11 protein-coding genes are annotated in these 15,436 nt (G+C 64.5%); 5 read left to right on the forward strand and 6 right to left on the reverse strand.

The annotated features are described in order from the left end of the window. The first annotated feature begins 5 nt into the window (after positions 1 to 5). From BXE_RS47950 to BXE_RS33055, 3 genes are all read left to right on the forward strand, one after another. On the forward strand, positions 6 to 1,466 hold the full coding sequence (locus BXE_RS47950) for a hypothetical protein (protein ID WP_049782305.1): 1,461 nt from the start codon (positions 6 to 8) through the stop codon (positions 1,464 to 1,466). A gap of 1,368 nt (positions 1,467 to 2,834) precedes the next feature. Further along, on the forward strand, positions 2,835 to 4,223 hold the full coding sequence (locus tag BXE_RS33050) for an FAD-binding oxidoreductase (RefSeq protein WP_011492479.1): 1,389 nt from the start codon (positions 2,835 to 2,837) through the stop codon (positions 4,221 to 4,223). Positions 4,224 to 4,431: 208 nt separating this feature from the next. Further along, the gene (locus BXE_RS33055) at positions 4,432 to 5,022 is read left to right on the forward strand and encodes a BPSL1445 family SYLF domain-containing lipoprotein (protein ID WP_011492480.1); all 591 of its coding nucleotides are present in this window, start codon (positions 4,432 to 4,434) and stop codon (positions 5,020 to 5,022) included. A gap of 97 nt (positions 5,023 to 5,119) precedes the next feature. Here BXE_RS33055 and BXE_RS33060 read toward each other — a convergent pair whose 3' ends face one another. Then, positions 5,120 to 6,679 (reverse strand): methyl-accepting chemotaxis protein, encoded by a 1,560-nt coding sequence (locus BXE_RS33060; protein WP_011492481.1) that lies wholly within the window; start codon positions 6,677 to 6,679, stop codon positions 5,120 to 5,122. Positions 6,680 to 6,907: 228 nt separating this feature from the next. Then, positions 6,908 to 7,447, reverse strand: coding sequence for a YbaK/EbsC family protein (locus tag BXE_RS33065; protein ID WP_011492482.1), 540 nt, complete (start codon positions 7,445 to 7,447; stop codon positions 6,908 to 6,910). A gap of 227 nt (positions 7,448 to 7,674) precedes the next feature. Here BXE_RS33065 and BXE_RS33070 point away from each other — a divergent pair, with 227 nt between their 5' ends. Together BXE_RS33070 and BXE_RS33075 are read left to right on the forward strand one after the other, a co-directional pair. Next, the gene (locus BXE_RS33070; RefSeq protein ID WP_040124500.1) at positions 7,675 to 9,018 is read left to right on the forward strand and encodes a YihY/virulence factor BrkB family protein; all 1,344 of its coding nucleotides are present in this window, start codon (positions 7,675 to 7,677) and stop codon (positions 9,016 to 9,018) included. 412 nt (positions 9,019 to 9,430) lie between these two features. Beyond that, complete coding sequence (locus BXE_RS33075) at positions 9,431 to 10,612, forward strand: porin (RefSeq protein WP_011492484.1); 1,182 nt, start codon at positions 9,431 to 9,433, stop codon at positions 10,610 to 10,612. 307 nt (positions 10,613 to 10,919) lie between these two features. Here BXE_RS33075 and BXE_RS33080 read toward each other — a convergent pair whose 3' ends face one another. The 4 genes from BXE_RS33080 to BXE_RS33095 all read right to left on the reverse strand — a co-directional run bounded on the left by BXE_RS33080 (position 10,920) and on the right by BXE_RS33095 (position 15,301). Next, on the reverse strand, positions 10,920 to 11,792 hold the full coding sequence (locus BXE_RS33080; protein ID WP_011492486.1) for a proteasome-type protease: 873 nt from the start codon (positions 11,790 to 11,792) through the stop codon (positions 10,920 to 10,922). A 170-nt stretch (positions 11,793 to 11,962) separates the two neighbouring features. Next, positions 11,963 to 12,763: a transglutaminase family protein gene (locus BXE_RS33085; RefSeq protein WP_011492487.1), complete on the reverse strand. Its 801-nt coding sequence runs from the start codon at positions 12,761 to 12,763 to the stop codon at positions 11,963 to 11,965. A gap of 11 nt (positions 12,764 to 12,774) precedes the next feature. Further along, entirely contained in the window at positions 12,775 to 13,725 is a 951-nt protein-coding gene (locus BXE_RS33090) for an alpha-E domain-containing protein (protein ID WP_011492488.1), read from the reverse strand. 166 nt (positions 13,726 to 13,891) lie between these two features. Continuing rightward, positions 13,892 to 15,301 (reverse strand): circularly permuted type 2 ATP-grasp protein, encoded by a 1,410-nt coding sequence (locus tag BXE_RS33095; protein WP_011492489.1) that lies wholly within the window; start codon positions 15,299 to 15,301, stop codon positions 13,892 to 13,894. Positions 15,302 to 15,436: the final 135 nt, after the last annotated feature.

Below are 15,436 nucleotides of genomic sequence, written 5' to 3' on the forward strand. Positions count from 1 at the left end.
CCGCCGTGGCCACCGTTGCCGGAGCTGCCGAAGCCGCCGTTACCGGAACCGCCTGCGCCCGGACCGCTTCCGCCCTTGCCGCCGTCTCCGTGGCCACCGTTGCCGGAGTTGCCGAAGCCGCCGTTGCCGGAACCGCCTGCGCCCGGACCGCTTCCGCCCTTGCCGCCGTCTCCGTGACCGCCATCGCCGTGACCGCCGCTGCCGAAGCCGCCTGCGCCAGGGCCGTTTCCGCCCTTGCCACCGTCGCCGTGGCCGCCGTTGCCGGAGTTGCCGAAGCCGCCGTTGCCGGAACCGCCTGCGCCCGGACCGTTTCCGCCCTTGCCGCCGTCTCCGTGGCCACCATCGCCGTGGCCGCCGCTGCCGAAGCCGCCTGCGCCAGGGCCGTTTCCGCCCTTGCCACCGTCGCCGTGGCCGCCGTTGCCGGAGTTGCCGAAGCCGCCGTTGCCGGAACCGCCTGCGCCCGGACCGCTTCCGCCCTTGCCGCCGTCTCCGTGACCGCCATCGCCGTGGCCGCCGCTGCCGAAGCCGCCTGCGCCAGGGCCGTTTCCGCCCTTGCCACCGTCGCCATGACCACCATCGCCGTGGCCGCCGTTGCCGAAGCCGCCTGCGCCAGGGCCGTTTCCGCCCTTGCCGCCGTCGCCGTGGCCACCATTGCCGTGGCCACCGTCGCCGTGACCGCCATCACCGTGGCCGCCGTCACCATGACCGCCGTCGCCGTGACCACCGTCACCATGACCGCCGTCGCCGTGACCACCGTCACCATGACCGCCGTCGCCGTGGCCGCCGTCACCATGACCGCCATCGCCGTGGCCGCCGTCACCATGACCGCCGTCGCCGTGGCCACCGTCACCATGACCGCCGTCGCCGTGGCCGCCGTCACCATGACCGCCGTCGCCGTGGCCACCGTCACCGTGACCGCCGTCACCATGACCGCCATCGCCGTGGCCGCCGTCACCATGACCGCCGTCGCCGTGGCCACCGTCACCATGACCGCCGTGGCCACCGTCGCCGTGACCGCCATCGCCGTGGCCGCCATTACCATGACCGCCGTCGCCACCGGTCCCGCCGCCATTCCCGCCGTCCCCTCCACCGCCGGTTCCACCACCACCAGTCCCACCACCGCCAGTCCCGCCACCGCCAGTCCCACCACCACCAGTCCCACCACCAGTCCCACCACCAGTCCCGCCACCACCAGTCCCACCACCGGCAGTCCCACCACCACCAGTCCCGCCACCACCAGTCCCACCACCACCAGTCCCGCCACCGCCAGTCCCACCACCACCAGTCCCGCCACCACTACCCGCTCCCGCGCCTCCCTTCCCATCGCCACCATTGCCCGTACTTCCGGCACCAAGTCCCGCCGAGCCGGAGTTCGTCCCACTATTCCCGCCGCCGCTACCCGCGGCGGCCGCCCCGGTCGACGAAGTCCCGTTGCCGCTGCCGCTTTCCGATCCCCCAGCCGATAACGATCCCAACCCACCCGCAGCCGCAGCAACTCCAATTCCGCCGGCCGTCACCAGGTCATCGCTCTCCCGCTTGCAGCCAGGCGCGTCGAACGACGGACAATCAATCGGCAGCGCTTGCGCAACCATCATCCTCGATGGACTGACCGACGGCGCCGCAGACGGCGCCTGATTCGTTTGCGCACCCGCCATCGCCGCATACAAACTCACGGCAACTGCAAATACCGCCCGGCGCGTCCCCAACGCCAGCGCGTCCCCGTTTCTCTTTTTCATTTCATTCTCCTAACTATATGCCCTGAAAGACCGGCCTGGATAACAAGTGACTCTCTGTTCACTGTTAAAAATGAAACTTCAACACCCAGTCGTCTTTGCCGCGCGTCACGCAAAACCGCATGACGTCCGGCATTTCTCTCGCGGAAAACCCCGGTCCGATTCAACGTGATTCGAGAAAAACGATTGGCTGTGCACGAACTGATTTTTAAATGGACACAGCTGGGCCTGATGGACACTGAAGTTATGCGTAGCGCCATTCAGTGACCGTGCGCTAGCCCACGCAATGCGACATCGCCAGCGTCTTTAGCGATTAATTGCACACCCGAACTGTCAGAGATCGTCAATTACCGTTTCTTCAAAATCCGGAAAATACTCCCTTTAGATACGCACTCCAAACTATTAAATCTGCAATGACGTCAAAACCTCGTGGGATGCATCATGTTGATATCGTCGTTGCCGTCACATAGCGAAAAGGAAACGCCATGTGTTTCTCCGAACATAAAAAAGCGACTGTCGGGATGGGAGTGAGCGCAATCACACAGACAGCGCAACTCAGGAGTTGCTACTCTGAATCATCGCTCCTTGGTGATTCAGTAAGACACAAAAACGTCGAGTCAATAAACGAGCGCAGTCGCGAGCTATCACAAGAGCAAAAAAACGAGTCTCGCAACAAAAGACGAGAACCGTGCACCGCCGCTTCAGGCAAACAATCACGCGCGCAGCCGCGACCCACCATCCCAATAGCAAACGCGTCCAGTCACATATCGACTCGCGCACGCCGGCGCGAGTCAAACCTCGAAGTGTCGCTGCGCAACCACCACACCGCGGCATAACCAACACTTCCTGGCGGGGTCTTTTTCCGAAGCATTTCCACCATCCGCGGCAGCTGGACGAGTCATCGTCACCGGCCCGGCCCGCGGATGCCTGTCGCGCGAGCTCTCGCGCACAGCCGGTAAAAAACGCGGGTTTACCTCTGTTTGACTTCGCGAAGCAGGCTCGTTTACTGGACGCAAAACAACCTTTCAGGACACTTCCGATTTGCTCTGGTCAGCTGAATAGTGTTCTGCGAGCGTGTTCCACTATCTCAGGAGATGAACCATGGTCAATGTGTCCAGCAACGCCGTCGACGAATTGAAAACCGCCGTCCGGGGACAGGTTCTGCTGCCCGGCGACGCCAGCTTCGAGCAGGCACGCAGTATCTGGAACGCGATGATCGACCGGCATCCGGCAATCATTTTGCGTTGCGCGGGCGCAGCCGACGTGCGCCAGGGCGTGGCTTTCGCGCGCGACAACGGCCTGCCGCTGGCGATTCGCGGCGGCGGCCACAACATTGGGGGCAGCGCATTGTGCGACGACGGCGTAGTGCTCGATCTGTCGCAGATGAAATCAGTGCATATCGATCCCGCGGCACGGCGCGCCTATGTCGAACCGGGCGCAACGCTGCACGATTTCGACCATGAAGCGCAGGCATTCGGTCTTGCCACTCCGCTCGGCATCAATTCGACTACCGGCGTCGCGGGCCTGACGCTCGGCGGCGGCTTTGGCTGGCTGAGCCGCAGATATGGCATGACGATAGACAATCTGGTCTCCGCCGATGTCGTGACCGCCGAGGGCGAACTCCTCAACACGAGCGCCGACTCGCACGAAGATCTGTTCTGGGCGATTCGCGGCGGCGGCGGCAATTTCGGCGTCGTCACGCGATTCGAGTTCGCTCTGCATCCGGTCGGACCGCTGGTATATGGCGGCCTCGTCGTCCTGCCGCTCGCGCAGGCGCGGGACGCCCTGCTCAAATACCGCGCGGCGAACGCCGCCATGCCGGAGGAACTGAGTGTGTGGGCCGTGCTGCGGCTCGCGCCGCCGCTGCCGTTCCTGCCGCCCGAAGTGCACGGCAAACCGGTGATCGTGTTCGCGATGTGCTATACAGGGCCCATCGAAAACGGGCCGTCCGCGGTGGAATTCGTACGGGCATTCGGCACGCCGGTTGGTGAACATCTGGGCCCGATGCCGTTTGTCGCGTGGCAGCAGGCGTTCGACCCGCTACTCACGCCAGGCGCGCGCAATTACTGGAAATCGCACAACCTGGGCGAGATCCAGGACGGGCTCATCGACGCGCTGCTCAGCGCGATCGATAAGCTGCCGTCACCGCAATGCGAGATTTTCTTCGGACAGATCGGCGCGCAAACGCAGCGCGTGCCCGTGGAAGCCACCGCGTACTCGAGCCGCGACACGCTGTACGCGATGAACGTGCACGGCCGGTGGGACGACGCAAGCGACGACGAGCGCTGCATCGCATGGGCTCGCGCGTTCTTCGACGCGGCGGCACCCTTCGCGCTGGGCAGCGTCTACGTCAACTTCATGACGCAGGAAGAAGGCGGCCGCGTCGCCGACGCCTACGGGCCAAACTACGAACGGCTGGTCGCTGTAAAAAACCGCTACGATCCGCGCAACCTGTTCCGCTGCAACCAGAACATCCGGCCGTCGGTGTAGTCATAAAAGCACGGGAACGGTGCGAGATCCGCGCGCCCGTTCCCGCGCCGGCGGGCCCGGCCCGCCGATACGCACGCAGCCGCGGGGGCCAGGCACGCCAAATGCTGGTTAGCAATCGACGCACGGTTCACCTGCGTCACGGTACGATTGCTCGCCTGGAAACGAGAAACGCAGCCTTCATAACTTAATAACGCACAAGGAAAACAACATGCGCAGACGACAATTCATCATGACCACCAGCGCCGCCCTCGCCACGGCGGGCCTTGGCCTCGCCGGCTGCACGACCACGTCGCCATCTTCGAGCGCGTCGTCTTCAGCCAACGCCGGCAAGCGCGACACGATCAATGCGGGAGTCGATTCCACGCTCTCGCGTCTCTACGCGAACGTCAGCGGTTCGCGCGAACTGGTGGCAAAAGCACGCGGCGTTCTGGTGTTCCCGTCCGTGATCTCGGCGGGCTTCTGGGTCGGCGGCCAGTACGGCGAAGGCGCGTTGCGCGTGGCCGGCCGCACGGCGGGCTATTACAGCACCGTGGCGGGCTCGTTCGGTTTGCAGATCGGCGCGCAATCCAAGGCCCTCGTATTCCTCTTCATGACGCAAGAGGCGCTCGATAAATTCCTCGGCAGCCAGGGGTGGGCAGCCGGAGCGGACGCGACCGTCGCGGTGCTGAAGGTCGGCGCGAACGGCGCGGTCGACACCTCCACCGCCACCAGTCCGGTCGAAGCCTTTGTCCTGACGAACGGCGGTCTGATGGCCGGCGTATCGCTCGAAGGCACCAAAGTCTCGCGCCTGATGATCTGAGCGTTCGCTCGATGCCGCGCAGCCGCCCGGCCGGCTGCGCGGCATGCGCGCTTCGTTCATTGCGGCCCGCGCGCTTCGCGCAGCGACGTGCCGCGGGTCAGCGGCCTTCCGGCAGCGTGAACACAGCAATCGCCGCGCTGAGCTGGCCGGTCTGCGCTTTCAGCACATCCGCCGAGGCGCTCGCCTCTTCCACCAGTGCCGCGTTCTGCTGGGTGGTCTGATCCATGCTCGCCACCGCGATGTTGACCTGCTCGATGCCCGAGCTTTGCTCCACCGAAGCCGCGCTGATCTCGCCCATGATGTCCGTCACGCGGCGCACCGCCTGCACGACTTCCTGCATGGTTTCGCCGGCGCGGCTCACATACTGCGAGCCGCCTTCGATCTGCGCCGCGGACTCCTCGATCAGCGTCTTGATCTCCTTGGCCGCCGCCGCGCTGCGTTGCGCGAGGCTGCGCACTTCGCCCGCCACCACCGCGAAGCCGCGTCCTTCCTCGCCGGCGCGCGCCGCTTCGACTGCCGCGTTCAAGGCGAGAATGTTGGTCTGGAACGCAATGCCTTCGATCACCCCGATGATGTCGCCGATCCGGTGCGACGACTGCGAAATGCCGCGCATCGTCTCGACCACCTGGCCGACCACTTCGCCGCCGCGCGCCGCCGTTTCGGACGCGTTATGCGCCAGCTGGCTGGCCTGCCTCGCGTTGTCGGCGTTCTGCTTCACGGTCGCGGTGATCTGCTCCATGCTCGACGCGGTTTCGCCGAGCGCCGTGGCCTGCTGTTCGGTGCGGCGCGACAGGTCCGCGTTGCCGGCGGCAATTTCGTTCGATACCGTCGAGATCAGCGTCGCGCCGCCGCGAATCTGCGCGATCGCCTGCGCGAGGCGCTGCTGCATGCGCCGCATCGCCGCGAGCAGGCTGGTTTCGTCGCCCGCCTTCGTTTCCACGATCAGGTCGAGTTCGCCGTCGGCAATGCGGGCAGCGATCTGCGCCGCGTACGCCGGTTCGCCGCCGAGTTGCCGCAGAATGCTGCGCAGGATCACGCCGATCACGAGCGACACCACCACACACAGCATCAGCGCGGCGCCCACGTACTGGATGAGCGTCGTGTAAAACGCGGCGTCGATATCGTCGGTGAACACGCCGGTGACGATCGTCCAGTCCCACGGTTTGTACAGCCGCACGAAGTTGATCTTCGGCGCCATTTCATTGGAGCCGGGCTTCGGAAACTGCAAATGGATGAAGCCTTCGCCTTCGCGCTCGGCGAGATCGGAGCCGTCCTTGAACACGTGGCGCCCTTGCGGGTCGGTGAAGCCGCTCATGTCCTTGCCTTCCAGGTCGGCCCGAACGCCGTGCATGAGAACGCGGGCCTGCGCGTCCTCGATCACGAGGTAGCCACCGGCGCCGTTGTAGCGCATGGCGCGCAGATCGGCCATCGCCGTGCGCTGCGCGTCGGCGAGCGGCATGGCGCCCGAGGCGACCAGGCCGTTATAGCGATCCAGCACGCTATACGCGACGCTGACCACGCTCTTCAGTTCGGCCTGGCGATCGGCGATCATCGTGTCGCGTGTCTTGAACGCACCCCATAGGCCAATTGCCAGAATACCCATGCACATTACTGCCAGCGCGAGCCAGAGCCGCACCTTCAGGCGAAACCGTTCCATCTCCGTATCCCTTTGTACTTGTCGTCGACGCGCCGCCAGGGCGGGCGCCCAGGCGGTTCATGTCCATCTTCAGGATTAACGGCGGAACGGGAAAAAACTTCAGGGCCCGGCGCGATCAGTCGCAGGCGCCCGGACAGCGCATGGGCCTGGCCGGCGCGGCTCACGGCGCGGCCGACATGGCGGAGCCTTCTCGCAAGCGGATTTTGCGCACTCAGCCCGGGCGATGCGTCACTCGGACGGCAACGTGAGCGAGGCGACCTCGCAGCGCGGCCACTGACGCAACACGTCCGGCGCCAGCAGCAGCTTGGCGGCTCGCACGCCCGCGCCCATGACGATCTGGGGCCGCGCCATGACGGCCGCGTCGACGAGAATGCGCCAGTCGGCCGGCAAGCCGAAGGCGGTGATTCCGCCGAACTCCATGCCGCTATGCTCCACGGCCGCTTCCCGCTTCGCGAACGAAAGCCGTTGCGCGCCCAGGGCCGCCTTCACCGCGCCGTTGATGTCGAGGCGCAGCGAACCCAGCGAGACCAGCGCCGCGTAATGCTCGGCGCCCTCCTTCCTGTAGCGGATCACGATGGTGTTCGCGCAGTCTTCCAGACCGAAACCGTAACGCGCGCTGAATTCGGCGGTATCCGAAGCGTCGCCGGAGACGGAGAAAACCGTCACGCCTTGCGCCGGCAACTGCCCGACGACATGCGCGGGCAAATGGGCGGGCAATTGTTCCGTCGGAATGACATCCAACTGCTGTATGAGTTCGTGCGAGTGCATGGCGGGCAAAAAGTGTATGAGGATCCCCCGGCATTCTAACGGCACACCCAAGCCGGGGTGCGCGGGCGCCGCGCGCCCCGGTCTCGCTTGTTATAGTGACAGGCACAAGGTTTGCGAAAGCTTTCATGCGAAGACTGCGTCAAGGCTGCGTCGATGGCTTCACCCCGCGGTTCGCCCGCACAATCGCCTTGCCCGCACGGCGTCAGCCCCTCTCGAGAAACACGATCATGGACATGGACACGCTTTCCGCCGAAAACCTGCAACTGGCGGCCCGCAAGCAGGCCAATTGGGCCATCGGCGCCTTCAGACAGTTTGCCGAAGACCGCTGCGCGGCAATGGCCGCGAGCATCGCCTTCTATGCCGCGTTTTCTCTCGCGCCCACACTGGTCATGGTGATCGCCGTGGCCGGCTGGGTCTTCGGCGCGGAAGCCGCGCGCGGCGAGTTGTTCGACCACATTCACGGGTTGCTCGGCGACCAGGCCGCCGCGGGCGTGCAGACCATCGTCGAGAACGCCCATCACAGCGGCAGCGCCGGCGGCATCGCGGCGATCATTTCGTTCTCGATGCTGGCGATCGGCGCTTCGGCCACTTTCTCCTCGCTCAATAGCGCACTCAATATAGTGTGGCCGTATACGGGGCCGCGGTCGTCGAGCGTGATCGCGCTGGTGCGCGTGCGCCTGATCTCGTTCGGCCTGGTGCTCGGCGTCGCGTTCCTGCTGATCGTTTCGCTGGTACTCGATACGATCATCACCTTCGTCGGCAAATGGCTCTGGGGCGACTCGCCGTATGTCGTGATCGGCAACCTGTTGCAACTCGGCGTCGGCTTGCTCGTGCTGGCCTGTGCGTTCGCCGGCCTGCTCAAGTTTCTGCCGGACGCTCGCGTGCGCTGGCTCGATGCCTTTGTCGGCGGGATTGTCGCCGCCGTGCTGTTCTCGGCGGGCAAGAAGCTGTTCGCCCTTTATATCGCGCACGCCGGGATGGCCAGTTCGTTCGGCGCGGCCGGCTCGCTCGCCGTGCTGCTGATGTGGCTGTACTTCTCGGCCGCCGTACTGCTGCTCGGCGCGGAGTTTTCGGCAGCGCGCGGGCGTATACATGACCCGCGCGGAGGCTGGGGCATGCAGGACGACACGCCGCCCGGCAGCCGCGCCAAGCTCGCGTCGGTGCTGGCGGCATCGACGGTCGGCGCGGACGCCGCGCCGCACATGGTCGCACCGGCGCTCACGGCTGCGAGCGACAGCGCGCTCACCGCCACCGGGCGCGACGCAACGGCAAGCGCGCAGGGCGGCGCGGCGGCGGCGGCTTTGCGGGAGCAATCCGGCAACACAGCGTCGGCGCGAGCGACGGCGGTCAAACTCGCCCGCAGCGTCGTCTCGGCCGAAGCGCAAGCAACCCGCATCGCCGCCGACACGCTGATCGAGGCAAGCCGCAAAGCCGTGGCGGCAGATCGCTACGTGCGGCGCCACCCGTGGCCTTCGGTGCTGCTGGCGGCGGCTGCCGGGCTGGCCGCGGCGACCGTGGCGCGCCGCAATGCCCACAATGCCCGCGACACCGACAGTAAGCCCGATTCCTGACGCCTCGCGTTTCAAGGGGACCCGTCTGGCTGCGCCGATGCACCAGGATGGACCCGCGTGACCACAGCATGAGCAAGCTGTCCAGCGGCTGCGTCAAGCAAAACGCATCGCGATTTTTATGCAACTCCTGCAAAACGGCCAAAAAAGCTAGACGACTTGATTACGAAGCGCCTTCAAGAAAGTGTCGAAAGTGAAGGTGCGACAGTCGTCACTGTCAACAAAACAACAATAATGCGTAGCGAGGGAATAAATGTTGCTGAAACAGGAATAATCGTTAACGCGCTTTAAATACAAGGCTTTGCGTCGGTTGTCAGTTTTTGGAGACAGTCTTTTTTTTCCAGTTCTAGCCGATAGACCTCTGCGCTATTCTCCTTCCCGCAACAACAAACTAATCATCTGCGTGGAGAAATGGATGAAACGAATCGCACTGTCTACCCTCTCGCTGGCGCTCCTCGGCGTCACTAGCGTCGCCCATGCTCAAAGCAGCGTTACCCTGTACGGCTTGATCGATGAATCGGTTCAGTTCGCCCACAACACGGTCGACTCTACCGGCAAGAACTCGAATCAGGTCGGTCTGGTCGGCGGCAACCTGCAAGGCGATCGTTGGGGCTTGAAGGGCACCGAAGATCTCGGCGGCGGCCTGAAGGCTATCTTCCAGTTGGAAAACGGCTTTGACCTCAACACCGGCAAGCTGGGTCAGGGCGGCAAGATGTTCGGTCGCCAAGCCTACGTCGGCCTGACGGGCGATCAATGGGGTACGTTCACGCTGGGTCGTCAATACGATCCGCTGGTCGACCTGGTTCAGCCGCTGACGGCTGACAACTACTTCGGTTCGACCTTCGCCACGCCGGGCGACGTCGACAACAACGACAACTCCTCGCGCACGAACAACGCCATCAAGTACACCTCGCCGGTGTGGGGCGGCTTCCAGTTCGAAGGCATGTACGCTCTGGGCGGCGTGGCTGGCCAGACGGGTTCGGGCCAAACGTGGTCGGGCGCTGCAACGTACGCAACGGGTCCGTTCAGCGTGGCTGCCGGCTACTTCCGCGCAGACAACGGCAACACGCTGGCTAGCCGCACGGCAGCAGGCGCAACGGGCTGGAACGGCAGCACGTCGGACGGCACGTTCGACAACCAGGTCAACGGCGCCTACGCGGCAGCCAAGTCGATCGGTATCGCTTCGGTCGCTGTGCAGTATGTTGCAGGCCCGTTCACGGCCAACCTGCGCTACAGCAATGCGCAGTACAAGCCGGACGCGTTCTCGGGCTTCGGTTCGACCGAGAAGTACAACATCGGCGGCGCATACCTGGGTTACCAGGCAACGCCGGCAATGCTGGTTGGCGTGGGCTACATCTACACCAAGGCTAGCGGCGATTCGAGCGCAACGTATCACCAGGTTTCCCTGGGCGGCGACTACAACCTGTCGAAGCGCACGGACATCTACCTGATTGGCGCCTATCAGCACGCAAGCGGCCAGCAACGCGGTGCAGACGGCACGCTGGTCAACGCAGGCGCAGCAATCGGTTCGTACGGCTACAACTCGGCTTCCAGCTCGCAAGAACTGGTCAGCCTGGGCATCCGCCACAAGTTCTAATCTGACTTGACGGACTGCTGAAGCAACACGCAGTTGAAGACCAGCCACGGGCGAGAAGCCTGTGGCTGGTTTTTTTTCGTCCGGGCTTCTGCGATGCCCGCGCCCCGCGTCCGGGCAGCGCGCTGCCACTCGCAGGCGCTTCGCTCGCCAGACGCGGCCGATCCATTGCCATTGGATGACGCAAAAAAAGGCCGCCAGCAACCCGGTTTGGGCTCCTGACGACCTTGTTGTGCTGCGGTTGCCTGTCGGTTGCTTACGGCTGCGTCTTCATCACGGAAGGGGCGGCCTGACGCCCTGGCCGGCACAGCTACTTGCGCTGCGATTTCCCCCGCTCCGCCTGCGCCAGCGTTTGCGCGGGCCTCGCGTCGAGTTCATGCTCGATGCCATCCGCGCCGACCGGAGCACGATACAGCACCAGTGCCCGCTCGCGCTGCAGCAGCGGCACGTTAGGCGAATCCTGCCAGTCCGGGTCGGGAATCTCGCCGAACACCTGGCGCAGCCGCTCGCCCCAGGTACGGTGAATCATCTCGAAGTACGCGTTGTCGTGATCGATCGAGACGAAGCGCGTGACGCGCAGCGCATCCTTCTGATAGACCAGCAGATCTAGCGGCAACCCGACCGACAGGTTCGAGCGCAGCGTGGAGTCCATAGAGACCAGCGCGCACTTGGCGGCTTCGTCGAGCGGCGTGGACGGCGTGAGCACGCGGTCGATGATCGGCTTGCCGTACTTCGCCTCGCCGATCTGGAAATACGGGTTCACCGCCGACGCCTCGATGAAATTGCCCGCCGCGTAGATCATGAACAGGCGCGGCCGGTTGCCCGCGATCTGCCCGCCGAGAATGAAGCTGCAATTGAAGTCGACGCCGAATTCCTGCAACGCTTCAGCCTCGCGCTGATGCACGCAACGCACCGCGCGGCCGATCACGCGGGCCGCGTCGGCCATTGTGGGCGCGCTCCAGAGCGTGGGTTGGGACGGATCCGCGGGTTCCGACAGCTCGTGCAGCACCGCCTGGGTGAGCGACAGATTGCCGGCGCCCAGCAGGACGAGCATGCGCTCGCCCGGCTGCTCGAACACCGACATCTTGCGCGCGGTGCTGATGTGATCGACGCCCGCATTGGTGCGCGTGTCCGAGAGGAACACGAGACCGTCGTCGACGGACATCGCGACACAGTAAGTCATAAGGAAAGGTACCTGCAAAAAAACCACTGAGTGGCGCTATTGTAATGCCGCGCGCATGCGTCCCTATTCCGTATTACGGCCTTTGCGGGTCCAATCTGAATGGGTTGTGAGCGCTGGCGCTCACTAGCGCCTCCAGCGGGCCGCTGCGAACCGTCGCCCTCTTCCCGCAGCTATTGCGGCTGTTGCGCACTGACCATCACGGACACCTTCAGCTGTTCTTCCAGCCCGCCGATACGCCGGCCGCGCACCGGCGCGGCGGATTCATAGTCCCGCGCGACGGCGAGACGGCAGTAGATTTCACTGGCGAACGCGGCGTGCGTGACGTCGATGGAAATCCAGCCCGTGCCCTCCAGCCATACGTCCACCCACGCGTGGCTGGCAGCGTGCGGCACGTCGCCCGGCTCGATATAGCCGCTCACGTAACGCGCCGGAATGCCCCGCGCGCGGCAGCACGCGAGCATCAGATGCGCATGGTCCTGGCACACACCGTTGCCGAGCGCGAGCGCCTGGGCGGCCGTGCTGGTGACTTCGGTGACGCCCGGGTTGTACTTCACGCGCTGCACGATCTGTTCGGACAGCGCGATCAGGTTCGCCGAGCTCGCCAGGTTCGGCACCGATTCGGCCAGTTCGCGGACCGCGGCATCGGCCTCGGTAAGCCGCGTCGAACAGGTGAAGTGCTCTAGCGGAATCGGCCCGATGGGGTCGGGCAGATAGCCGTCGATCAGCGGGATCGTGTCCACCTCGCCGGCCACATGCAGGCGGATCTCGCTGTGCGGCTTGTTGATGACCAGTGTGTGCAGCACGTTGCCGTAAGCGTCGAAGGTTGCGTCGAGCTTGCCCGGCGCGTCGATGCTCCAGCGCCGCACCACCTGCGAGGCGCCGCTCGACGGCGTCAGACGCAGTTGCTGGATCGAATAATGGACAGTCGCTTCGTAGCGATAGGACGTGTCGTGGCGGATCGTCAGGTACATAAGAAACTCCGTCAGGCGACTGGCAGCATCAGATAGGTGCGCGCAACCAGATTGCCCAGCTCGAACACACGAGCGAGGAACTGCGTCAGATAGGCGTGCAGGCCGGCTTCGAAAATCTGCCGGATGTCGGAATACACGAGTTCGGCGCGCAGCTTGCCGGCAAACCGCTCGCACTGGTTCGAACCCGAGGTGCGCAGCATCGCCAGATTCGCGCACACGCCTTCGAGCGACGCCAGCAGCGAACGCGGCATCTGCGGATTGAGGATCATCAGTTCGACCACGCGTGCGGGCGTGACGACGTCGCGATACACCTTGCGATAGATTTCCAGCGCCGACACCGAGCTCAGAATCGAGGTCCAGTAGTAAAAATCTTCGAGCTGGCGCGCGGCGTCGCGTGAATTCGGTTCGACGTCGGCAAAGCGCACGTCGAGAATCCGCGCGGTGTTGTCGGCGCGCTCCAGATACGTGCCGAGTTGCGTGAAGAAGAACGCGTCGTCCTGCAGCGCGGTGCCGATCGTCACGCCACGCGAGAGGTGCGAGCGGAACTTCACCCATTCGAACAGCGCGCCGGGATTGTTCGCCGCCTGTCCGGTGGCAATGCGCTCGTTGAATTCGAGCCAGGTATCGTTGATGGTTTCCCACCACTCGGTCGTCAAGGTACCGCGCACCGCGCGGGCGTTTTCGCGCGCGGCCTGCAAACACGAGTGAATGCTCGACGGATTGGTCGCGTCCGCCACCATGAAATCGAGCACGTGTTCGCGGGTCGGTTCGTCGTAGCGCTGCGCGAACGCGGTTTCGAGTTCGGAAATGCGCAGCACCGAGCGTTGTGCGCGCGCTTCCTGTTCGGGCGTCTGCGGCAATAGCAGCGCCTTCAGGTTGATATCGAGCATGCGGGCGGTATTCTCCGCGCGCTCCATGTAGCGGGCCATCCAGAAAAGGTGATCGGCGGTTCGGCTTAGCATGACGGCGTTCCGTATCTGATGACGCGAGGCCTTCGTCGAAGTAAAAGGCCCGCGCTGGTTATCCGTATGCGCCGGTGGCGCGCGTGTTGCGTATCACGTGCCGCCCCGGCGCGTTGGGTTGCAGGCGCGGTTGCGTGAAGCATTTGCAACCGCAGCGGCAACCGCGTCAGTCGACCATCCACGTATCTTTGGTCCCGCCTCCCTGCGACGAATTGACGACGAGCGAGCCTTCCTGCAACGCCACGCGCGTGAGGCCGCCGGCGACCATCGTGACGGTCTTGCCGGACAGCACGAACGGCCGCAGGTCGATATGGCGCGGCGCGACGCCGCTTTCAACGAACGTCGGACACGCCGAGAGCGCCAGCGTGGGCTGCGCGATATACCCGCCCGGACGCGCGATCAGACGCTCGCGGAAGGCTTCGATTTCGGCCTTCGTCGAAGCCGGTCCGACCAGCATGCCGTAGCCGCCCGCGCCGTGCACTTCCTTGACCACCAGTTCCGGCAGATGCGCGAGCGTGTACGCCAGATCGTCGGGCTTGCGGCACTGGAACGTGGGCACGTTGTTGAGGATCGGCTTCTCGCCGAGATAAAACTCGATCATTTCCGGCACGTACGGGTAGATCGATTTGTCGTCGGCGATGCCGGTGCCCATTGCGTTCGCGAGCGCCACGCGGCCGGCGCGATACGCGGTCAAGAGACCCGGCACGCCGAGCGCCGAGTCGTTGCGGAAAGCGAGCGGGTCGAGAAAATCGTCGTCGACGCGGCGATAGATCACGTCGACGCGCTTCGGTCCCTGCGTGGTGCGCATGAACACATAGTTGTCGTCGACGAACAGATCCTTGCCTTCCACCAGTTCCACGCCCATCTGCTGCGCGAGGAACGTGTGCTCGAAATACGCGGAGTTGTACATGCCCGGCGTAAGCACCACCACGACCGGATCGTCGACGCCTTCGGGCGCGACCGAGCGCAGCGTATCGAGCAGCAGATCGGGATAATGCGCGACCGGCGCAATGCGGTTCTGCACGAACAGTTCGGGGAACAGCCGCATCATCATCTTGCGGTTTTCGAGCATGTAGGACACGCCCGACGGCACGCGCAGGTTGTCTTCGAGCACGTAGAACTTGCCTTCGTCGCCCGCGCGCACTACGTCCACACCGGCGATATGCGCGTAAACACCAAGCGGCACATTCACGCCCTGCATTTCAGGCCGGTATTGCGCGTTGGTATAGACCTGCTCGGCCGGCACGATACCGGCGCGCACGATGTTGCGATCGTGATAGACGTCGTGGATAAACAGATTGAGCGCCTGCACCCGCTGGCGCAAGCCGGCCTCCAGCGTCTGCCATTCGCTGCGCGGAATGATGCGCGGAATCAGGTCGAATGGGATGAGCCGCTCGGTGCCGGACAGGTCGCCGTTCACCGCAAAGGTAATGCCGACCCGGCGAAACAGCAGGTCGGCTTCCGCACGCTTGCGTGCGATCGCCTCGTTGCCCTGCTTCACCAGCCACCGCTCAAAGCGCGCGTAGTGTGGCCGCACGGCATCGTCATGATGACGCATCTCGTCATAGCATCGCATGTCACGCCCCGCTCTTGTTGTCGGATAGAAGGCGAATGCGCTGCGCATTCGGTGTTCGACAATCGATCAAGCAAGCGCTATGCCATTGAGCTTTTCGCGCACTGAACTCGGTGCATGCACGCGAACAGCGCATCC

Origin of the sequence: Paraburkholderia xenovorans LB400 (assembly GCF_000013645.1) — a bacterium.
Lineage (GTDB): Bacteria > Pseudomonadota > Gammaproteobacteria > Burkholderiales > Burkholderiaceae > Paraburkholderia > Paraburkholderia xenovorans.